Raw genomic sequence first — 20651 nt, 5'->3', positions numbered from 1 at the left:
ACCCGTGTTACCGCCGTGAAAAGGCGGTGTCTTAACCCCTTGACCAACGGACCATTTCTTGTCCTTCTGCAGAACATATTCCATTATATCAGCTTTTCTTCCTTTGTCAATAATTATTTCAGAAAAAGAGAAAAAAGTTGGAATTTCTCCAACTTCTTCTACTCAGAACTTTTTTCTTCCATTTTCGTTTTAATTTCATCATAAGAAAGTGCATGAGCTTCTTTGTCTAATTCAAGTTCAGACTCTTCTGGCATTTTGCCAGTTTCATACAATGATTTAATCTGATTGCTATCCAAAGTTTCATATTTAAGAAGCGCTTCGGCAATCAATTTATGAGTTTCACGATGGGACTGAATAATCTCTGCAGCTTTGTTACGAGCTTCATTAAGAAGTTCTCTTACTTCTTCGTCAATCTCATATGCTGTCTGTTCTGAAATTGATTTTTGAGGACTGGCTGCACCAAACATAGCATGGTTTCCTTCGTATTGAACCGGACCAAGTTTTTCGCTCATTCCATATTCTGTTACCATACTGCGGGCCATCTGAGTTGCCTGTTCAAAGTCATTAGAAGCACCTGTTGTTTGAACATTAAAGATAATCTCTTCAGCCACACGACCACCCATAAGACCAGCTAATTGCTCTTTCATATCTTCTTTAGATAGAAGCATTTGGTCTTCCTTAGGCAGGGCAATCATATAGCCACCAGCACGTCCACGAGGGACGATGGTTACTTTATGTACGACACGCGCATTTGACAATACCAAACCAACAATAGTATGTCCAGCTTCATGATAAGCAACCATTTGACGATCACGTTCAGACACCATCTTATCTTTCTTAGAAGGTCCTGCGATTACCCGATCTTCTGCTTCATCAATATCATCTGCATCAATGACTTTCTTGTTACGACGAGCAGCAACCAAAGCAGCTTCATTCAAGACATTTTCCAAATCAGCACCAACAAAACCTGGTGTCTGTTGAGCAACTAGTTTCAAATCAACATTTTTAGCCAGCGGCTTATTCTTAGCATGAACACGAAGAATAGCTTCCCGACCTTTAACATCAGGACGGCCGACCAACACTTTTCTGTCAAAACGGCCAGCACGCAGCAAAGCTGGATCCAATACATCTGAACGGTTAGTAGCCGCAATGATAATTATTCCTTCATTGCCTTCGAAACCATCCATTTCAATCAAGAGCTGATTGAGGGTTTGCTCCCGCTCATCGTTACCACCGCCAAGGCCAACACCACGCTGACGACCGACTGCATCGATTTCATCGATGAAGATAATAGCAGGGGCTGCTTTTTTCGCATCTTCAAACAAAGAACGGACACGACTTGCTCCAACCCCAACAAACATTTCTACAAAGTCAGAACCTGAGATACTGAAGAAAGGAACTCCAGCTTCCCCAGCAACTGCCTTAGCAAGCAAAGTTTTACCAGTTCCTGGAGGACCTTCTAGAAGAACACCAGCAGGAATACGAGCACCTAGCTTGGTGTAACGTTTCCGATCTTTCAAAAACTCAACAACTTCTACTAGCTCTTGCTTTTCTTCCTCAGCACCAGCTACATCCGAGAAACGAACCTTAATATCTTCTTTGTTAGCAGCACGCGCTTTATTGCGCCCGAAATTCATGGCACCGCGAGCACCGCCGCCACCACCTTGATTCATCATGGACATAAAGAAGAAGATGACAATCACAAAAGGAACGATGGAAGTGAGGATTGTAATCCACATTCCGCTTGAACTTTCGCGCTTTATGCTGATTTCAGTGTTATGCTCAGAGGCTAATTTTTGTAAATCAGAAATTGTAATATCTGACGGTAAAATAATACTTGTGAATTTTTCTACTTTAGAAATGTTTGGAGTGAAAAATAAAATCCCTGTATCTTCTTTCGATTCCTGAGGTGTTTTGTAAGTACCTGAAATCTCGACGACACTGCCATTTGGCTGGTAGCTCATCTCTGTGACATTATTTTCCTTAATTTCCTTCACTAATTCTGTGTAATTGATTTGTTGACTGCGACCGCCAGTATCTCCTGAGAAGAAATACTGAAACCCTGTCACTAGGACAACAATAATCAGAATATAGAGAAATGGATTTTTTATAAAACCATTGTTTTGCTTATTTTTCATCTATTAATAGTAAACCTTTATTTTGTATAAACTTCTTCTTTCAAAATACCAATATATGGAATATTACGATAGTTCTCATTGTAATCTAATCCATATCCAACAACAAATTCATTTGGAATTGTGAAACATGTATAATCTGCATCAATTTCAACAACACGGCCTTCTGGTTTATCCAAAAGTGTAGCAATTTTTACTGATGCAGCATTTCTTTCCTTAAACAAATTGCACAGATTTTTCAAAGTCTGACCAGTATCAATAATATCCTCAACAAAAAGGATATCACGTCCTGTAATGTCTTGATCAATGTCCTTAATAACATTAATAACACCTGAGCTAGCAGTACCACCATGGTAGCTAGAAACCAACATAAAATCAAGCTCAATATGTGTGTCAATATGCTTGATTAGCTCAGCCATAAAAGGCACGGAACCTTTTAAAATTCCAACAAAAATTGGATTTTTACCTTGGTAGTCTTTGGTTAATTGTTGACCAAGCTTTTTTGCAGCATCCACGATTTCATCATGGGAAATCAATATTTTTTTGATATCTTGTTCTAGCATAATTTTACCCATCTATTTTCTGAATATAAAGTACAGTACTCATTATATCACTTTTTAATGCCTTACTCAAATCACTGATAGCAATATTTAAGATCGCTAAAATTTGATTATTTTGTTCAACTACTACAGATGAATTCCGTTCTTCAAAAGAAACCTTCTTATCAATAAAAAGACGACTAAGTTTCTTGTGATGATCATTCAGCAAAATACTATCTCCCTCTTTTCGGAAGCGAAGTGTCAGAGAAGTTTCACGCGAAACAAAAATTTTCTGAATATTTTCACCACTCAAAGGAATCCCAAATGAAAATCGATAATGCCCAAACTCAATCAGGTTCTCAAATTCTAACAAAATTGAATCCATTTTTAAATCGGGCTTACGACTGATTTTTCTAATTTCAAAACGCTGGTAATCTTTAACAAGCTCATAGTCTTTTTTCAAAGTGTGCTGATAATTGGCCTTAGTCCGCAGGATGTTTAAAACCTCCTCAAACTGCTGCTTGCTCAGATTCAGACCAGGAAAGTTTTCAAGATAGTTCTGCAATAGAAAACGTTGAACTTGAGGGATTTGCTGATGAAAGACTTGGATATTTTCTATATCTAAATCACTGGTCAAGTGAGACAAAGCGGTCTGCCAATCTTCAATTTCCTTTCCCAGATACCGCAAAGAATCCTTAAATTGTGGATTTTCTTTTTCTAGATCCGGCAGATAAAGATTGCGAATTCGATTTCTGAGATAGTCATTTTGAAAATTACTGCTATCTTCAAAATGTTGAATATCTGGAAAATCTGACTTACGAAAAGTAAGCAAAGGACGAATCAGCTCCCCACAAGCAAAAGACTGGACAGCTTTCATGCCGGACAGATGACGAAGTCTAGCTCCACGTAGCAGCCGCATAAAAACAGTCTCAGCTTGGTCATCTGCGTGGTGGGCAGTTACCAAAGCTGTATAGTGCCCCTCCTGCATCACTTTCCCGAAAAAATCATAACGAAACTGCCGAGCAGCATTTTCTGAAAAATTACCAGAAAAACTTGATGTAAAAATCTTTACACCAAGCTGTTCCGCAATCTTTACTAATGCCTTTTCTTCTTGATCTGACTCTGGCCGCTGTTTGTGGTTGACATGAGCAATCGCAAGCTCGATAGCCAGTTCTTTTTGAGAATCAATCAACAGCTGCAGCAGCGTCATAGAATCCAGTCCACCTGATACAGCAACCAAAACTTTTTGATGGTCTTGGAAATACTTTTTCTCCTGCATTTTTTTAAGAAATTCTTGCTTAATCATTTCAGGACTCCATAGACATCGTCTGCTATCTGGGAAATGTTATCGTAGGTTGAATTATTAGTGAAAATGACAATGATAAAAGGGGAATCTGCATAGACAATCGCAGCATCATGCTTGAAATCATAGGCGTCACCAATTTTATGAGCCACTTTAACATCTATATTTTTAGAAATCCGCTGATTATCATAATTTGTCTGAGACAAAGCATCGATAATCATGCCATTTTGCTCATAGATCGCTTCCAAAACATTTCCAGCCATACGTGAAGATGCTTGTCTTTCTTCCACATCCCATTTCTTTCCAGCTATTTTATTGATCGTCTGCTGAAAATTTTTATCAGATTGATTGGTCGCATAATATCCTAAAATATTGTGAGCGACATTATCTGATTCTTTGGCCACTCGATTTATCAAATCCTGAACCGAATATTCCTTATCATCAGCTGACTTAGCAATGCTGCCACTTCCTTCCGGTTCGTAAGCACCAGCAAAATCATTAACTGCTCCAATATACTTGAACTTCTGATCTAACGAAAGTTTTTTCTGATCCAGCTGTTCCTGCACATAGTAAAGATAAGGTAGTTTTGTCACACTGGCCGAATACATCTCTTGATCTTGATTGATACCTGCTTCTTTGCCTGTGTCCAGCTGCTTCACATAGATAGAGTAGTCCGCCTTGTTGTACTTACTACTCAAAATTTCTTGAACTTTGTCCATTCGATTATCAGTTTCATCCAGAAATTCCATAGAAACCCAGCCCTGTCCTTCAATCTGGGCATAAGTTCCTTTGACTGTCTGAACAATTTGAACAATGTTTACTTTGGTATATGGAGCTAATGTTGTATTGATTTTTTTAGCTCCGTTGATATTGGCTTTATCATAAAGAGTAAAGCCGGGTTTCAGCCACATTTCTTGATGGATATCTTCGATTGACTGGACAGTATCTTCGTAAATTGTATTTTTATCCGCTATCACAAACTGCCCATTTTTCAGCTTGAAAATCGGGACTCCTTCTTCATTTACATAAAATCCTGTTATCTGGATTGGCTGGTCTGGAACTAGCTTTCCAGCAGTCTTACTCAGAGTAGAATCTGTAAATGTAGGAGTTTCTTCATAAACATTAGGATTTGTCGGGATGCTATCATAATAGCGTCCATACGCAGTGCTTGTAAAATGATATTTTTCTTCCTCGTCTAATACGAAATCTTTTTCGGTACTAATAACTGTGATACTGCTAAATAAAGCTGGCAGCAAAAATATCAGTAACAAAAACTTACGCATTTTTTCCCCTTTCCTCTTGATTTTCTTGAAGTTTTAAAGTTTGATTTTTTTCAGACAGTTCTTCCAATTTCTCATCTGAAAATTCCAAGAACTGCTCAATTGTTTTTAGTAAATCTTCCATAACTACTGTGGTAATAAATCTGGGATAGTATAAATGTACTCACCCTCTTTTGAAAAAGAGTATTTAGCGCGTGCATACTTAGCAGCATAGCTATCATCTTTTAACTTTGTTGCTATATCAGATTGATAGACCTTTTCTTCGCTGAGCGTCTGATATTTCTCCTTCAGTTTAGAATACTGTTCACGACGCTGCAGCAAGGTTTGATAACTCTGGTACAAATTATAGGTAGGTAGAATAAATAAGAGGATCACCAAAATCAGAACCCAGCCCATAAAACGGTTGCGTTTCCGCCGTTCCTGATCCACATATCTGCGGCGTTGATTTTCATCTTGAATAAAACGATTATTGAGTTGGACGATATTTTTAGGCATCTTCTTCTATCCTTGTTTCACTGACAATTTCGTACATTTTAGCTGCATCTTCTTTTTTGGTACTGTCTTTCATCTCCAGAACCTTTACAGTCAAGAGTTTATTACCAAAGCGTACTTCAATCAAGTCATCCACTTTCAAATCTGTTGAGCTCTTGGCCAAGATACCGTTCACTTTTATCCGACCCTTGTCAGCTACTTCTTTAGCCACTGGACGTCGCTTGATAATCCGTGACACTTTCAAATATTTATCTAATCTCATCCTATTACCTCATTTTCTCTTAATTTATTATTCTACCATTTTTTGAGAAAAATAGAGCTTAAAAAGCCAAACTTCACTGAATTGTAACCTTTATTCTGCCTTGCGCTGTTTAATTTCCAGCATCTTTTCTCCAAAATTAACCAGACCTTCTAAAATCTCATAATCTTTCTTGTTCTTCACATCAAAAATCACTTCAATCAAGCCATTTTTTTCACCAATTCGAGCTTTTAAATTCGTCATCGAAAGTGCTTCAAAATAATCCTGCGTCAGATAAAGCTGCTGCGAAATCTTCTCAAAATGAATAATTACTGCATTCTGCTGGCGTTCCACTGACTTTACAAAAGCCTGATCTAAATAGGACTTAGCAAGTCCAATCTCCAACAGATAGGCTACAACATCAGGATACTCCCCAAAACGATCAATCAATTCATCTTGTAGATTTTCATAGTTTACACGACTGTCAATCTCACGAATTCTTTTGTAAATTTCAATCTTCTGTCTTTCATCAGAAATATAGTCACTAGGCAGATAGGCATCAATCTGCAGATTAAGTTCTGCATTGCTCTTTTGACGTTTATTTTCTCTCCCCTGCTTTTTAGCAATAGCTTCTTCTAGAAGCTGTGAATACATCTCAAAACCAACAGAATCAATAAAGCCAGATTGCATACTTCCTAGAATATTGCCAGCCCCTCGAATAGACAAATCTCGCATGGCAATCTTAAATCCAGAACCTAACTCTGTAAATCCCTTAATAGCCTCTAGACGCTTTTCAGAAACTTCTGTTAGGATCTTATCTGGCCTGTACATTAGATAAGCGTAGGCAATCCGATTGCTGCGGCCAACCCGTCCACGAAGTTGATACAAGGTTGACAGCCCCATATGGTCAGCATTTTCTACAAACAAAGTATTGGCATTGGGGATATCAACCCCAGTTTCAATAATGGTTGTGGTCACCAAAATATCATATTCTCCATTGATAAAGTCCAGTAAAGTATTTTCTAAACGAATCTCACTCATTTGGCCATGAACATAACCTATAGAAGATTCTGGGATTAACTCTCTTAATTCTGAAACTTTCTGTTCGATTGTGTCAACCTTGTTGTAAAGGTAGTAAACCTGTCCACCTCGGTCTATTTCACGTAAGACAGCTTCTCGAATCACTGTAGGATTGCTTTCTAAAACATAGGTCTGAACAGGATAACGATTGGTAGGTGGGGTCTCAATGACTGACAAATCGCGAATCCCCAGCATAGACATATGAAGAGTTCGAGGAATAGGAGTTGCTGTCAAGGTCAGGACATCAACTTTCTTTTTCAATTCTTTTAATGTTTCCTTATGTTTAACTCCAAAACGCTGCTCTTCATCAATGATAATTAAACCTAAATCTGCAAATTCTACATCTTTGGATAATAGTCGGTGGGTTCCAATGATAATGTCAACCTGTCCCTTCTGCAGCTTATCCAAAGTCTGTTTTTGTTCTGCCTTACTCCTGAAACGGCTGAGTACCTCGACATTGACCGCAAAATCATTAAAGCGTTCTTTAAAGTTAGTATAGTGCTGCTGGGCTAAAACCGTTGTTGGCACTAATACAGCTACTTGTTTATGATTGTTGACAGCTTTAAAAGCAGCCCGCATAGCTACTTCTGTTTTCCCAAAGCCGACATCACCAACTAAGAGGCGGTCCATCGGACGACTGCTTTCCATATCCTTCTTCACTTCTTGAATACTTCTTAGCTGGTCCTCTGTTTCAACATAAGGAAAATCATTGTCAAATTCCTCTTGATTAGAATCATCCGTTGAGAAAGCAAAACCTTTTAGCTGGCTGCGTTCAGCATATAGTTTAATCAAATCATCCGCAATATCCTGAACCTGATGCTGAACTTTTTGCTTACTCTTCTGGAAGCGACCGTCATTTAGCTTATTTACTTTAGGTGTTTTTCCATCGCTGGCAACATACTTTGATAGGAGATCAATCTGGTCAACAGGAATCGAAATACGATCAGAATTTTGATATTGAATCGTCAGATAATCACGGTGGACACCAGATATTTCAATCGTTTCTATTCCCAAATAACGTCCTATCCCATGAATATTATGGACAACATAATCCCCTTTTTCTAGCTCATTATAATCTTTCAGTCGTTCGGCATTTGAGATATTCTGTCGCCGGATTTTTCGTTTTATTTTCTTGTGAATAATTTCGTACTCTGTAATAAGAACAATTTTCTCATCTACGAAATTAAAACCCTGAACAAGATTTCCTTCTATAAGCTGAACTGCATTTTTGTGAATCTCAGCCTCTTTTATATAGTCTAAATGAATATCATATTCCTGTAAATTTTTATGTAAATTTTGTAAACCTACCAAAGAATTTGCTTGTAAGATTATTGTATAGCCAGATTTTTTATAACGATTAATTTCTTCCTTGAGCAAGGGAAACTGACTGAAAAATTCTTGCATTGGATACTGATTGAATTGATACAAAGCATCAAATTTCAGATTTCCCAAACCTTTTTGAAAGCTTGAAAAGAAAGTGGCTGGTTTATATTGACGATAATCTTGGTACTTATCTGCAAAATATTTTTGACTTGACAAAGCTTTACATTTTTGTAAATCATCTGTCAATAAGCCCGCTGTTTCCAGTTCAAATTGAGCATGCCGATCCACAATTTTTTGAAAATCATCAAAAAACACAGGACTATGAACAGGCAAGTAGTCTAAAATAGTCCATTCTTTCTGATAAAAATAAGAAAGGAATTTACGAATATCTGCATGATGGAACTCCTCTTTGGCACTTATTAGTAGCTCTTCTAAGTAAGATTTCAAAGCAGGATCAACAGCTTTTTCTAAAATAGCTTCCAGATTTTCCCGTCCTCGAGCATAATCTTTCTCAGAAAGCAGGATATCAGAAGCAGGTTTAATCAAAATACTTTCTATGTTATCAATTGAAGTTTGATTTTCTGGATTGAAAATCCGAATACCATCAATTTCATCACCAAAAAACTCCAGGCGATAAGGTGCCTCTGCTGAGCGCTCAAAAATGTCTAAGATGTCTCCTCTTAGACTATATTCTCCCTGACTTAAAACTTGAGACACCTTCTTGTATCCAGATCTTGACAACATCTTTACAAGATTATTTAGGTCATATTCTTGTCCAACTGTCAAATTTATATTGGTTGTTTTAAAATCAATAGAATCAGGCAAGAGTAATTTGCTGGCTGCGACATTAGTAACTAGAATTCCAGACTTTTGATGGTCTATTAAAAAGTTTAGAGCATCTAATCTCGAAAATATTTTTTCCTGTGAAGCAAAAACAAATTCTGCTATAGGAGTATCATCTGCTAAGAAAGTATAGACCTTGTCTTCTCCCAACAAAGAAATCAAATCACTAGCCAAACGATCTGCTTCATTTTGACTAGAAGTCAGCACAAGGATTTTCTCTGATTCTTCTAATCCAGACGCTATAGTGATTGCTTTTGTTGATGCAGACAGTCCCATTATCAACTGTCTGCTGCTTTTATGGAGATTTTTCTTCCAATCTGAAATTTGCTGGTTTTGACAAAATAAGTCAATCAGGTTCATTTTATTATCCATTGTATTTCTGCATTGTTTGTTCAAAATTGCCTGACTGTAAATAATAATTTACAGCATTGTCAACTTTATCAAGAGTATTCAAAATTGTTATATAAGCATCTTTATCAAATTTTCCTAGAACGTGTTGGACCACTGTCATGCCTTCTTTTGGACGACCAATACCTATCTTTATCCGTTTAAACTCTTGACTTCCAATATGTTTGATAATAGATTTAATGCCGTTATGGCCGCCAGCTGAACCCTTGCTGCGCAAACGAATCTTACCAACTTCCATATCCAAATCATCATAGATGACCAATAAATCCTCTATATCTAAACCATAGTATGCCAGTAAAGCTTGAACAGCCTTTCCGCTCTCATTCATAAATGTAGTTGGTTTGACAAAATAAACTTTTTCACCATTTAGAAAAGTAGAGGCGATATCTGCTTGAAAGATTTTATCAGCTGTAAACTTTAAATCAAGGTCTTTACAAATCTTGTCAACTAGCATAAAACCAACATTATGCTTGGTTTCGATATATTTTTCTCCTGGATTTCCCAGACCGACTATTAACTTTACCATTTTTCTCCTTTATAAAAGCCAAAAGGGCTGGAAAAAATTTTCCAACCTAGAATTTTTAAACTTTACAAATACTTTACACATTAAATCTAAATTCCATAATATCGCCATCTTGAACGATATATTCTTTTCCTTCTTCGCGCAAACGTCCAGCTTCTTTAACTGCTTTTTCGCTACCATAGTGCACTAGGTCATCATAAGACATAGTGACTGCTCGAATAAAGCCTTTTTCAAAGTCTGAGTGAATAATGCCAGCTGCTTGCGGAGCTTTCATTCCACGCTTAAAGGTCCAAGCACGCACTTCCTTTTCACCAGCTGTAAAGTAGGTTCCAAGTCCCAACAGATGATAAGCTGCTCTGGTCAGTTTATCCACACCTGATTCTGTCAAGCCGATAGCTTCCAGAAATTCTGACTTATCTTCATCGTCCAATTCAGAAATTTCTTCCTCTGCACGCGCTGAAATGATAACAACTTCAGCATTTTCTGTAGCTGCAAATTCACGAATCTGCTTCACATAGTCAATATTATCTGGATCAGCCACCTCATCTTCACTGACATTGGCCACATAGAGAACTGGCTTAGTCGTTAAGAGAAAGAGCCCTTTGACAATTTTTTGCTCTTCTTCTGTGAAATCAATTGTGCGAGCTGACAGACCATCTTCTAGGACAGGCTTAATTTTCTGTAAAACATTAAATTCTGCCACTGAATCCTTATCTTTTTGAGTACGAGCCATCTTCTCTACACGCGCATAGCGTTTATTGATACTTTCTAGGTCTGCTAAAATCAATTCTAGATTAATGGTCTCAATATCAGCCATTGGATCTATAAATTCAGACTCACGACCTTGTTCCCGCATGACATTTTCATCATCAAAGGCACGCACTACATGGACGATAGCATCTACTTCGCGGATATTGGCTAAGAATTTATTCCCTAGTCCTTCTCCTTTTGAAGCACCTTTCACAATTCCAGCAATATCAGTAAATTCGAAGGTTGTTGGGACTTTCTTCTGTGGTTTGATGAGTTCTGTTAATTTATCCAAACGTGCATCCGGAACTTCTACCCGCCCGACATTTGGATCAATTGTCGCAAAAGGGTAATTAGCTGCTTCTGCACCTGCTTTTGTAATTGCATTAAATAAAGTTGACTTACCAACATTGGGTAAACCAACGATTCCTGCTGTCAAAGCCATTCTTATCTTCTCCATTCATCTTTTCAATCCAAACCATTATACCATAAATCCTTATCCTAAACAGCGGATTTAAGTTATTTTTTCTAGCTTTCTTTACAAAAATGTAAAATAAATTGAAGAAAAAAATGGTATAATATAGCTAATATTCTTATTAAAGGAGTCCCTAATGAAAAAGAATACTTTCAAAACACTTTTTCTTTCTTTCCTTGCGGTTTCCGCTTTATTTGTTTTAGCTGCCTGCAGCAGTCCTAAAAAAGCTTATTTCCAGCTGATTGACCAAAATACTAAGCAAGATAGCCGCATCACTGTTGAATACAAAGGTGATGAGCTTCTTATAAACGAAACAAACAACACCTTCTACTATAAACCAGTTGGCTTGACAAAAGACACTGCTAAAGAGCAGACAGAAGCCTATGCTAAATCTATTGAGGGTATCAAAGGATTAACTCATAAAATCGAGTACAAAGATGATTATTTAACTGAAAAACTGACAATTGATTTCAGTAAAGCTGATATTGAAGAACTACAAAGTAAACAGCTTCTTCAAACATCTGGTAATCAAAAAGCGGATTATATCAGCTATAAAGAAACTGCTAAATTACTTGAAAAAGCAGGTTATAAAGAAGTTAAAGACGGTAAATTTGAAGATCTTAAATAAAAGCAAAATGGATAGGACTTTTTAAGTCCTATCCATTTTTGATTGAAAAATCAGAAAAAAATCTAAATCTAATCTTCAGCAATGCAACTTAGTTTTCTACAATAGCATTTACGATGATTTTTTAGTTCAATCTATTATTTTCTTCATTTTTCTTTCAAAATCGTGACGACTCATCATTACAAGATGTTCACAATTGGTACAACGAATTTTGATATCTGCACCAACCCTTGTGATTTCCCAGCGATTCGCCTTTTTCCCAGTCGCTTTAATGGTGCAGGCATGTGGCTTTTTCATCTCTACAAAATGACCAATTTCATACATTTTTTTCTCCTTTCAAGGAACTATCATTGTCCAGGAAGAAAACTTAAGCATCTATCGTACTTTGTAAATGAAAAGACCTTAGGACCAAGAAGTAAAAATCTTTAACTTGGCTCACTGCTTTTCATCTTAATTAGTTCTGACAGGTGTAATCAGCTGAATAAAGTTTTCTGTGTCTTCACTCGGTACCAAGGTGAAAGGACGAACGGATGAGATAAAACTAATCGTTACTTTTTCACTGTCAATGGCCTTCAAAGCATCAATCAGATAAGTTGGATTAAAGCTAATGGTCAAATCTTCGCCAGTTACACTTTCTGTATCAATTTCTTCGTTAACACGGCCAACCTCTGGTGAATTTACATGGGCACTGACAATACCTCCTGCAATCTCCAGTTTAACTGTTCCATTCTGTGTAGCATTAGACAAGAGACGAGCGCGTTCCATAGCTGCACGTAAATCAGAAGTATTAAAAGTAAGGACACTCGTAAATTCAGTTGGAATCAAACGATCTGTATCTGGATAATTTCCTTCCAAGAGGCGGGTGTAGAAGCTGATATTTTCGCTTCTGAAAAGAATTTGATTGTTAGCAAAGAAAACCTCTACCGTTTCAATTTCATCGGTAAAAACAGCCGTAAATTCACGTAAAGAGCGACTTGGAATGACTACGTCAAAATTATCTCCGTTTTTCTCCAGAGTAATTTTCTTTTGACTCATTCTGTGGGAGTCTGTCGCAACTGTTTTCAAAGAACAGTTATCTGTCAAAACAAAGTGAACACCAGTCAAAATTGGACGGCTTTCCTGAACACTGGCTGCAAAGGCTGTTTCGTTAATGACATCTTTGAGAATTTTTGTTTCAAGAACCAAGGGATTGCTGGCAGAAATTTCCTGGATTCGTGGATACTGGTCAGCGTCTTTTCCTTTCAGGGTAATCTCTGATTTGCCGCTAGTCAAGACGATTTGTTTTTGTTCAATTTCTTTAAAATCCAAAATAATATCTGGCAGGCTAGAAACAACATTAATAAAGAAAGTTGCTTCTAATAAAATTGAGCCTGTTGAGTTGACAAGCAAGCCTGCATTTTCATTTTGAGTAGAAATAAAGTTTTCAATTGACACTTGACCATTTGAACCGATTAAGGTGATTCCTTCTTTGGTAACATCGATTTTCACAGTAGAAAGAATAGGAATTGCATTTTTATGGCTGATAGCCCTTTTAGTAGTATTTAAAGCTTGCAAGAAGAGATTTTTATTAATAGAAAAATGAATCATGGGATCTCCTTTTTATTTATTTATGATTATAAGATTAATAGTAATAGTAGTTTGTGTGAATTATGTGGAAAAATAGCTTCGTCCTTATTCTAACAAGTTTTGAGACTTGTTCACAAAGTGTGGATAAGTTTTGAAAAAATTCTGTAGTTTTCCACACGCTATTTAATTTTATTTTTGATGCTTTCAATTTCTAAACGTAAATTGTCGTCTGACTCAATCATGGTTTTGATTTTTCCATGTGCATGGATAACGGTCGTATGGTCTTTCCCACCAAATTCACGACCAATTTTAGGCAGACTGTTGTCAGTCAGCTCACGAGTCAGATACATAGCTACCTGCCTAGCTAAAACGATATTTTGTACTCGGCGGCTACCTTTCATCTCTTTGACACTAACACTATAGAATTTCCCAACTTCAGACTGAATCTTATCAATCGGGATAACTGTTACCTGGCTTGAATCCTGCTTGCGTGCTCGAATAGCCTCTGCTGCGATATCAATAGTGATTTCTTTTAGATGTCGAACTCTAGCGATGAGACTGATATCATTCAAAGCGCCTTCCAAGTCGCGGACATTGGAGTCGAATTGTCCTGCAAGATATTCCAAGGTATCATTCGGGAAAATATAATCCAAATCTTCTATTTTGTTTCGCAGAATTGCAATTCGTGTTTCAAAATCTGGCGGTGTAATATTCTGAGTTAATCCCCATTTGAAACGTGTTACCAAGCGTTCTTCCAAATTGTCCAGATGATCAGGACTGCGGTCGCTGGTTAAAACAATCTGTTTATTTTCACCATGAAGAGCATTGAAAGTGTTGAAAAATTCTTCCTGAGTTGAAACCTTTTTTCCTCCCAAAGATTGAATGTCATCAATTAGCAGAAGATCCAGACTACGATAGATTTTTTTAAAGCTATCCATCTCTCCCAATCTTAAATGTTCAAGGAAGTCGTTAATAAAGGTTTCAGCCGGTATATACTTGACACGCGCATCTGGAATATTTTCTAAAATTTGATTGCCAATAGCATTTAATAAATGAGTTTTGCCCAGGCCAGGTCCTCCGTAGATAAAAAGAGGATTATAGGTTGTGGCTAGATTCTCAGATACCGCTAAGGCAGCAGCTTTAGCCCAGATATTTCCGTCTCCCTGAACAAAATTATCAAAGGTATATTTTGACTTTAAGCCAGTATCAATAGGTGGCAAGCTTGGCTGAACAGTGCTGATTCGAGGACTGGTTACTGCAGATTTCGGAGTTTCAGTGTTAGTTTCTTCTTCAAAAATATATTTTCCAGCAATCTGATCATTAAAAATCTCAAATCCTGCAGTAAGAATAACTCCTACTAAGTTTTGCTCCCAAAATAGTTGTTTTACTGGACTATCCAGGAAAATAACAGCTTGCTTTTCTTCAACTTTGACAAGCTTGGCTTCAGCAACAAAGAAATCATAAGTTGTCTGTTTTAGCTGAGCATGAGCCAATTCTAAAATACGATTCCAAAAGTCCTGTTCTTTGGTCATAACTTCCCTCCTTTTCTATAATTTTCTGATTCATACGCATCTTATTTTATCATAAAGGTTCAAAGTTTTCCACAAGAACTGGAAAAGAATTCACATTGTTAGCTAAAGTTATCCACAGAATGTGAATAAAGCTAAAATTTCTTATTTTAATAAGCTTCCTAATTAATTTAACAGTGGATAATATTGTTATTTTTAAAAAAGAAAATAACAGTTTTATTTAAAACTGTTTATAATTCTTTGATATTCTTCTTCGCTTTCAAAAGGAATGATTAGCTTTCCTTTACTCTGGCTTTTTAACTGAATAGAAACTTCTAGACCGAGAATTTTTTTAATTTTTTCCTCTTCAGATCTAGCAAATAGTTCTTTATTAGGTTTCTTTTTGAGACTCTTTTTTTGCTGGAGAAGCTTTTCAACTGCTCGAACCGATAAATCTTCTCGACAGATTTTTTCCAGCCATAGTAACTGTTTTTCTTCTTTTAAGGGGACCAGCAGGCGAGCATGTCCTTGAGATATCTCTTCTTCCCTGATAGCTTGACGAACTTCTTTGGATAATTGTAAAAGTCTGACAATATTGCTGATATAGGGTCTAGATTTTCCCATGATTTTAGCAATTTCATCATGTGTCAAGCCTTTGTCAATCAAATTTTGATAAGACTCAGCCTCTTCTATAGGATTCAAGTCTTCTCTTTGAAGATTTTCGATAATAGCCTGTTTCAGCATTTCATCATCAGATAATTCTTTGATTACAGCTGGGATCGTTTCTAGGCCAAGAAAAGAGGCAGCTCTAAATCTCCGTTCTCCTGCTAAAATTTCATAACCAAAAAGTGAAGATTTCCGAAGAATGATTGGCTGAATGAGACCATTTTCTTTGATTGATGCCGCTAATTCTTCAATCTTTTTTTGTGAGAACTCTTTACGAGGCTGATAAGGGTTGGTTCGAATATCTTTAAGTGCAATATATTGAAAGTTTTCCATTTGTATATAGAATAACACACCTTTACGATTATGTAAAGGTGTGTTGACAATCTTGTAAATAGGTTAATTTGAGCTTAATTCTTTTGTTGATTTAGTGAGTTTGATTTTGACTGTTTGAGATTTACCATCTCGATAATAAGTAATTTCTACCTCATCTCCAATATTATGCTTGTAGAGAGCAGATTGTAAGTCACTAGTGGATTCCACATCTGTGTTATCTACTTTTGTAATGACATCATTTTTTTGAAGCTTGCCATCAGCAGGCATCCCTTGCTGAACAGAGCGAACAAGAATACCTGATTTCACTGAAGCAGGAAGATTTAATTTAGAAAAATCAGAAGTTGTCAGATTAGATAAATCCATCATTTGAATTCCTAAAGCAGGACGTGTGACTGTTCCATTTTTCTCTAGTTGATTGATAATATTTACGACATCATTAGATGGAATCGCAAATCCCATCCCTTCAACAGAGGTTTGCCCATTTGTAGAAATTTTACTTGAAGTAATCCCAATAACTTGTCCTTGGATATTAATCAACGGACCGCCAGAGTTACCAGGATTAATCGCAGCATCTGTTTGCAGTGCAGTTGTTGAAATATTTTCACCATTTTCAGATTGTAACGTAACGTTTCTGCCTAAACTAGAAATAATTCCTTGTGTTACAGAGTTAGCGTATTCTGTTCCAAGAGGGCTTCCGATGGCAATTGCTGTTTCACCAACTGTCAGAGAACCAGAATCTCCAAATTCTGCGACATCAGTTACTTTTTCAGAGCTAATTTTAACGACAGAAATATCTGAGAATACATCAGAACCAACTACTTCACCTGGAACTTTTGTACCGTCGGTTAATAAGATATCCACATTAGTAGATCCGTTAAGAACGTGGGTATTTGTTACTAGATAGGCTGATTTTCCATCTTTCTTATAAATTACACCAGAACCTTCACTAGCGATTTGAGATTCATTCTCAGAGGATTCATCATTCAGAATACTAGTTGAAGAATTGGCATAAGTAATTACTGACACAACAGCGTTTTGAATTTTTTTAACAGCTTCTGAGATATCTGTAGAATTTTTATAAGAGGTTTTTATAGTTGTATTTGAGCTTGAATTAGGATGGGTAGTAGTCCTTAGAAGTTTAGAGTTAATTAATGAAGTAGCATAGTTCCCTAAACTTCCTCCGATAAAACCTACAATTAATACTACAAAAAGTAGTAAAATCTTTTTAGAGACAGTTGAAGTATTTTTCATATTTTCCTCCTCGAATAACAATTGATGAAATTATAGTTAGCTAAACTTAATTATAACTTAAATCCTCTAAGTTTTCCACACCTTGTGGAAAACTTAGAAAAACTGTTGATAGGCATTAGAAAATACACAGATTAACCGATTCCCAGATAAATTTTACTTGTTAATAAAGTGTGAAGTATAGATGAATATGATAGAATAAACTTATGAAAATAAAACTTGTAACAGTTGGAAAACTGAAAGAAAAATATTTAAAGGATGGAATTGCTGAATACATGAAGCGTCTCAATCGATTCTGCAAGGTGGAAATGGTTGAGCTAGCGGATGAAAAAACACCTGATAAAGCTAGTGATTTAGAAAATCAGCAGATTCTTGAAAAAGAAGGAAATAAAATTCTGGCTAAAATCAATGAGCGTGAATTTGTTATTGCTTTGGCAATTGAAGGAAAGCAATTTCCGTCAGAAAAGTTTAGTCAGCTCATGATGGATACTACAGTGCATGGCTTTTCTGATATCACTTTTGTTATTGGGGGAAGTTTAGGTTTATATCCTGCAGTAAAAAAACGGGCAAATCTTCTAATGAGTTTTGGCAAATTAACCTTACCTCATCAACTGATGCGCCTTGTTTTAATAGAGCAAATCTATCGAGCTTTTATGATTCAGCAGGGGAGTCCTTATCATAAGTAATCTTGACGGCAATCCTATTTTCTGATAGAATGAGATAGTATTGGTCTCATAGCTCAGCTGGATAGAGCATTCGCCTTCTAAGCGAACGGTCGCAGGTTCGAATCCTGCTGAGATCAGAAATGTAAAAAATGCGAAATATTTTACAATATTTCGTGTTTTTTTCTTCTATTTTTTTGGTATAATGTCATTTCGGGGATAAAAAATGACATTTCAGGGAAAATTGTCACTAACTCTTTCTATTTTTCTATAATGATAAATGTAAGGTGACTTACAAGATAAAAAGATAGGAGATAGTTATGAAAATCTATTCTTTTCAAATTGCTTTAAATAGCAATTCACTTGTTCAAACCTTTTGGGATTTAAGAGGTGTTCCAAATCCATGGGGTTGGATTTTTGGAAGATAAGAATTTTAAAGTTTAGGGGAGAAATTTATGTCACTTGAAATAATTGGATTAATTATTCATCCTTTTATTAATGTAGCTGCATTTTTAGTTATTTTATCAAAAATCACTAAAATTAAGCATACTCGCTTTTTTGTATCTGTTTGCTTTGGTCTTGAGATTATAGTTCCGTTTATAATTGCTTTTTTAGGACACATATTTTCATTTTCTAGCACAATTCCATCATATACACTGTCATTTTTTCTCCCTCTATTTTTAGTTTGGTATTTTTGTAGAGTTGAAAAAATTAAAAGATACCAATCTTTCTTACTTTCCTTCTTTTTATGTTTGTCAATTGATAGCTCTACTACTTTCTTTTCAGTTATTATTTCATCTGTTTTAGGAGATGATTTTGTAGCTCAGTACATGGGCTTGTTTCTGACATGTATCAACTTAATATCCTTGTTCTTTATGGCAAAGGTTATTGATATTTTTGATTTCAGAATAGATTATTTTAAAAGAAGTTTCTTTAAATCTCAGATTCTGATGATTAGTAGTTTATATGCAGTGAATTGGCTGATTTTAAATCTCTCTCATTGGATTAGTAATATAAGGCATTTCAACAGTTTTAGCAGTATGATTGCTACTATTTGTTTCTTGGCCTTTCTTTCTACTTTGGTGACATTTAAGGACAGCCGTGAGAAATACGAGAAAGAAGAGCGTTTACGTCAAAAAGAATCTGAACAGCTTCGACTTCAGGAATATACTGATGAAATTGTGAGATTATACTATGAAATCAAAGGGTTTCGTCATGATTATGCTAGCATGCTGACAAGTATGCAAGTGGCTATTCAAACTGGAGATATCAAGGAAATTGAGCACATTTATCAAGAGGTCTTGGCTGATGTAAATTTGAACCTGCGTTCAGATAAATATACAGTTTTTGATTTGAATAATGTAGGAGATTCAGCTTTAAGGAGTGTCATGACTGAGACAATCTTTCAAGCGCGTGAACATCAGATTCAGCTGACTTTTGAAGTTAAGGATAAAGTGGAACGCCTTCCAATCAAGTTGTTAGATCTGGTCAGAATTGCTAGTATTTTATTAAATAATGCTATTGAGAGTGCCATTGACAGCCTGGAAAAATTTGTCCATGTTTCTCTGGTTCAACTGGATGATAGAACCATTTTTGTTGTTCAAAATTCTCGTAAAGAAGGAAAATTGGATTTGGAAGAACTCTATCAGCCAGAGTTTTCAACTAAAGGAGAAAATAGAGGCTACGGATTGAATAACATCAAGGAAATTTTAGATAGATATGAATTTATCACTCTTGATACACAAATTGAGCCAAGCAATTTTACACAGATTTTAACAATTAGGAGATAGAATTTATGAAAGTGTTAGTTTTAGAGGATACCGTATCTCATCAAGTCAGGATGGAAACGACATTAGCAGAAATTGCTGAGGAACTTGGAATTGACATCCAGGTTCAGGTTACAGGAAAAATAAAAGAATTCAAAAAATATATTGAAAATGGAGACGTTAACCAGCTTTATTTTTTGGATATTGACATTAAGGGGGAGGAAACAAAAGGGCTGGAAGTAGCTCAATTTATACGTCATCATAATCCTTATGCCATTATAGTTTTTGTAACCTCAAAATCTGAATTTGCTACTATGACTTTTAAATATAAAGTATCAGCACTTGATTTTATCGATAAAGATATCAACAATGATGCTTTTAAAAATAGAATCAAAGACAGTATTCTTTACACTAAGAGTACACTAATTGAAAATACCAATATGGTAGATTATTTTGAATATAGTTATCGTGGCAATGATGTTCGAATGCCTTATAACGATATTTTGTATATCGAAACGACAGGGAGCTCTCATAAACTTCGGATTGTCGGTAAAAATTTTCTTAAGGAATTTTATGGAACGATAACAGATATTCAAGAAAAAGATCAGCAATCTAAACGATTTTTTTCACCACATAAATCTTATCTGGTGAATATTGGCAACATTGTTGATTATGACAAGAAAAATCGAGAAATTATTTTTTACGAAAATCATCGCTGTCCGGTCACTCGTTTAAGAGTGAAATATCTGAAAGATATTTTCGAAAATAAAGGGAAAAGAGTTGACAAAGCTTAAAAACCTGATATAATGGAATATGTTCTGAAAGAGAGCATACCATATGGTCCGTTGGTCAAGGGGTTAAGACACCGCCTTTTCACGGCGGTAACACGGG

General features: G+C 36.0%; 20 protein-coding genes and 1 tRNA gene. 6 read left to right on the top strand and 15 right to left on the bottom strand.

Annotation, left to right across the window (positions count from 1 at the left end; translation table 11 throughout):
* Positions 1–158: 158 nt before the first annotated feature.
* The 10 genes from ftsH to ychF all read right to left on the bottom strand — a co-directional run bounded on the left by ftsH (position 159) and on the right by ychF (position 11356).
* Positions 159–2138, bottom strand: coding sequence for an ATP-dependent zinc metalloprotease FtsH (gene ftsH, locus AX677_RS00875; protein ID WP_002894312.1), 1980 nt, complete (start codon positions 2136–2138; stop codon positions 159–161).
* A 17-nt stretch (positions 2139–2155) separates the two neighbouring features.
* Positions 2156–2698 carry a hypoxanthine phosphoribosyltransferase gene (gene hpt / locus AX677_RS00870; RefSeq protein WP_032908267.1) on the bottom strand — a complete coding sequence of 181 codons (543 nt, stop codon included), beginning with the start codon at positions 2696–2698 and terminating at the stop codon, positions 2156–2158.
* A gap of 4 nt (positions 2699–2702) precedes the next feature.
* A complete protein-coding gene (tilS, locus tag AX677_RS00865; RefSeq protein WP_060975831.1) occupies positions 2703–3980 on the bottom strand; it encodes a tRNA lysidine(34) synthetase TilS in 1278 nt (425 codons plus the stop codon).
* Positions 3977–5260 (bottom strand): serine hydrolase, encoded by a 1284-nt coding sequence (locus AX677_RS00860; RefSeq protein WP_060975830.1) that lies wholly within the window; start codon positions 5258–5260, stop codon positions 3977–3979. Before AX677_RS00860 ends, tilS begins: the two co-directional genes overlap by 4 nt.
* Complete coding sequence (locus AX677_RS09555) at positions 5253–5381, bottom strand: SP_0009 family protein (protein WP_082730170.1); 129 nt, start codon at positions 5379–5381, stop codon at positions 5253–5255. The genes AX677_RS00860 and AX677_RS09555 overlap by 8 nt, the downstream gene beginning before the upstream one ends.
* Before the next feature lie 2 nt (positions 5382–5383).
* Positions 5384–5752 (bottom strand): septum formation initiator family protein, encoded by a 369-nt coding sequence (locus AX677_RS00855; protein WP_002894303.1) that lies wholly within the window; start codon positions 5750–5752, stop codon positions 5384–5386.
* Entirely contained in the window at positions 5745–6011 is a 267-nt protein-coding gene (locus AX677_RS00850) for an RNA-binding S4 domain-containing protein (protein ID WP_002931706.1), read from the bottom strand. The genes AX677_RS00855 and AX677_RS00850 overlap by 8 nt, the downstream gene beginning before the upstream one ends.
* A gap of 90 nt (positions 6012–6101) precedes the next feature.
* On the bottom strand, positions 6102–9605 hold the full coding sequence (mfd, locus tag AX677_RS00845) for a transcription-repair coupling factor (protein WP_060975829.1): 3504 nt from the start codon (positions 9603–9605) through the stop codon (positions 6102–6104).
* Entirely contained in the window at positions 9598–10167 is a 570-nt protein-coding gene (gene pth, locus AX677_RS00840; protein WP_002922815.1) for an aminoacyl-tRNA hydrolase, read from the bottom strand. The genes mfd and pth overlap by 8 nt, the downstream gene beginning before the upstream one ends.
* Positions 10168–10240: 73 nt before the next feature.
* Positions 10241–11356 (bottom strand): redox-regulated ATPase YchF, encoded by a 1116-nt coding sequence (gene ychF / locus AX677_RS00835; RefSeq protein ID WP_060975828.1) that lies wholly within the window; start codon positions 11354–11356, stop codon positions 10241–10243.
* A 166-nt stretch (positions 11357–11522) separates the two neighbouring features.
* Here ychF and AX677_RS00830 point away from each other — a divergent pair, with 166 nt between their 5' ends.
* The gene (locus AX677_RS00830) at positions 11523–12014 is read left to right on the top strand and encodes a DUF1307 domain-containing protein (RefSeq protein ID WP_002894297.1); all 492 of its coding nucleotides are present in this window, start codon (positions 11523–11525) and stop codon (positions 12012–12014) included.
* A 126-nt stretch (positions 12015–12140) separates the two neighbouring features.
* On the opposite strand, the gene AX677_RS00825 is transcribed toward AX677_RS00830, so the two are convergent.
* The 5 genes from AX677_RS00825 to AX677_RS00805 all read right to left on the bottom strand — a co-directional run bounded on the left by AX677_RS00825 (position 12141) and on the right by AX677_RS00805 (position 17335).
* Positions 12141–12335: a DUF951 domain-containing protein gene (locus tag AX677_RS00825; RefSeq protein WP_002894296.1), complete on the bottom strand. Its 195-nt coding sequence runs from the start codon at positions 12333–12335 to the stop codon at positions 12141–12143.
* Between the two features lie 126 nt (positions 12336–12461).
* Positions 12462–13598 (bottom strand): DNA polymerase III subunit beta, encoded by a 1137-nt coding sequence (gene dnaN / locus AX677_RS00820; protein WP_002928609.1) that lies wholly within the window; start codon positions 13596–13598, stop codon positions 12462–12464.
* 158 nt (positions 13599–13756) lie between these two features.
* The gene (gene dnaA, locus AX677_RS00815) at positions 13757–15109 is read right to left on the bottom strand and encodes a chromosomal replication initiator protein DnaA (RefSeq protein ID WP_060975827.1); all 1353 of its coding nucleotides are present in this window, start codon (positions 15107–15109) and stop codon (positions 13757–13759) included.
* Between the two features lie 213 nt (positions 15110–15322).
* Positions 15323–16084 carry a ParB/RepB/Spo0J family partition protein gene (locus tag AX677_RS00810; RefSeq protein ID WP_060975826.1) on the bottom strand — a complete coding sequence of 254 codons (762 nt, stop codon included), beginning with the start codon at positions 16082–16084 and terminating at the stop codon, positions 15323–15325.
* Between the two features lie 63 nt (positions 16085–16147).
* A complete protein-coding gene (locus AX677_RS00805; protein ID WP_060975825.1) occupies positions 16148–17335 on the bottom strand; it encodes a S1C family serine protease in 1188 nt (395 codons plus the stop codon).
* 203 nt (positions 17336–17538) lie between these two features.
* Here AX677_RS00805 and rlmH point away from each other — a divergent pair, with 203 nt between their 5' ends.
* The 5 genes from rlmH to comE all read left to right on the top strand — a co-directional run bounded on the left by rlmH (position 17539) and on the right by comE (position 20554).
* A complete protein-coding gene (gene rlmH, locus AX677_RS00800; protein ID WP_060975824.1) occupies positions 17539–18018 on the top strand; it encodes a 23S rRNA (pseudouridine(1915)-N(3))-methyltransferase RlmH in 480 nt (159 codons plus the stop codon).
* A 42-nt stretch (positions 18019–18060) separates the two neighbouring features.
* Positions 18061–18134: transfer RNA gene (locus tag AX677_RS00795), tRNA-Arg, on the top strand.
* A 180-nt stretch (positions 18135–18314) separates the two neighbouring features.
* Positions 18315–18422: a competence protein gene (locus AX677_RS00790; RefSeq protein WP_002905686.1), complete on the top strand. Its 108-nt coding sequence runs from the start codon at positions 18315–18317 to the stop codon at positions 18420–18422.
* Positions 18423–18449: 27 nt separating this feature from the next.
* Complete coding sequence (gene comD, locus AX677_RS00785; RefSeq protein ID WP_002905685.1) at positions 18450–19784, top strand: competence system sensor histidine kinase ComD; 1335 nt, start codon at positions 18450–18452, stop codon at positions 19782–19784.
* Positions 19785–19789: 5 nt separating this feature from the next.
* Positions 19790–20554, top strand: coding sequence for a competence system response regulator transcription factor ComE (comE, locus tag AX677_RS00780; RefSeq protein ID WP_002899424.1), 765 nt, complete (start codon positions 19790–19792; stop codon positions 20552–20554).
* Positions 20555–20651 lie beyond the last annotated feature (97 nt).

The sequence above is a fragment of the Streptococcus sp. CCH8-C6 genome, from assembly GCF_001557225.1.
Taxonomy (GTDB): Bacteria; Bacillota; Bacilli; order Lactobacillales; family Streptococcaceae; genus Streptococcus; species Streptococcus sanguinis_C.
The sequence above is the reverse complement of the archived record's forward strand: the minus strand, read 5'-3'. Positions and strand labels throughout refer to the sequence as shown.

Excerpts from the sequence above, each read along its gene's own strand:
- ftsH (WP_002894312.1), bottom strand. The coding sequence starts at position 2,138 with ATGAAAAATAAGCAAAACAATGGTTTTATAAAAAATCCATTTCTCTAT.
- hpt (WP_032908267.1), bottom strand. The coding sequence starts at position 2,698 with ATGCTAGAACAAGATATCAAAAAAATATTGATTTCCCATGATGAAATC.
- tilS (WP_060975831.1), bottom strand. The coding sequence starts at position 3,980 with ATGATTAAGCAAGAATTTCTTAAAAAAATGCAGGAGAAAAAGTATTTC.
- AX677_RS00860 (WP_060975830.1), bottom strand. The coding sequence starts at position 5,260 with ATGCGTAAGTTTTTGTTACTGATATTTTTGCTGCCAGCTTTATTTAGC.
- AX677_RS09555 (WP_082730170.1), bottom strand. The coding sequence starts at position 5,381 with ATGGAAGATTTACTAAAAACAATTGAGCAGTTCTTGGAATTTTCAGAT.
- AX677_RS00855 (WP_002894303.1), bottom strand. The coding sequence starts at position 5,752 with ATGCCTAAAAATATCGTCCAACTCAATAATCGTTTTATTCAAGATGAA.
- AX677_RS00850 (WP_002931706.1), bottom strand. The coding sequence starts at position 6,011 with ATGAGATTAGATAAATATTTGAAAGTGTCACGGATTATCAAGCGACGT.
- mfd (WP_060975829.1), bottom strand. The coding sequence starts at position 9,605 with ATGGATAATAAAATGAACCTGATTGACTTATTTTGTCAAAACCAGCAA.
- pth (WP_002922815.1), bottom strand. The coding sequence starts at position 10,167 with ATGGTAAAGTTAATAGTCGGTCTGGGAAATCCAGGAGAAAAATATATC.
- ychF (WP_060975828.1), bottom strand. The coding sequence starts at position 11,356 with ATGGCTTTGACAGCAGGAATCGTTGGTTTACCCAATGTTGGTAAGTCA.
- AX677_RS00830 (WP_002894297.1), top strand. The coding sequence starts at position 11,523 with ATGAAAAAGAATACTTTCAAAACACTTTTTCTTTCTTTCCTTGCGGTT.
- AX677_RS00825 (WP_002894296.1), bottom strand. The coding sequence starts at position 12,335 with ATGTATGAAATTGGTCATTTTGTAGAGATGAAAAAGCCACATGCCTGC.
- dnaN (WP_002928609.1), bottom strand. The coding sequence starts at position 13,598 with ATGATTCATTTTTCTATTAATAAAAATCTCTTCTTGCAAGCTTTAAAT.
- dnaA (WP_060975827.1), bottom strand. The coding sequence starts at position 15,109 with ATGACCAAAGAACAGGACTTTTGGAATCGTATTTTAGAATTGGCTCAT.
- AX677_RS00810 (WP_060975826.1), bottom strand. The coding sequence starts at position 16,084 with ATGGAAAACTTTCAATATATTGCACTTAAAGATATTCGAACCAACCCT.
- AX677_RS00805 (WP_060975825.1), bottom strand. The coding sequence starts at position 17,335 with ATGAAAAATACTTCAACTGTCTCTAAAAAGATTTTACTACTTTTTGTA.
- rlmH (WP_060975824.1), top strand. The coding sequence starts at position 17,539 with ATGAAAATAAAACTTGTAACAGTTGGAAAACTGAAAGAAAAATATTTA.
- AX677_RS00790 (WP_002905686.1), top strand. The coding sequence starts at position 18,315 with ATGAAAATCTATTCTTTTCAAATTGCTTTAAATAGCAATTCACTTGTT.
- comD (WP_002905685.1), top strand. The coding sequence starts at position 18,450 with ATGTCACTTGAAATAATTGGATTAATTATTCATCCTTTTATTAATGTA.
- comE (WP_002899424.1), top strand. The coding sequence starts at position 19,790 with ATGAAAGTGTTAGTTTTAGAGGATACCGTATCTCATCAAGTCAGGATG.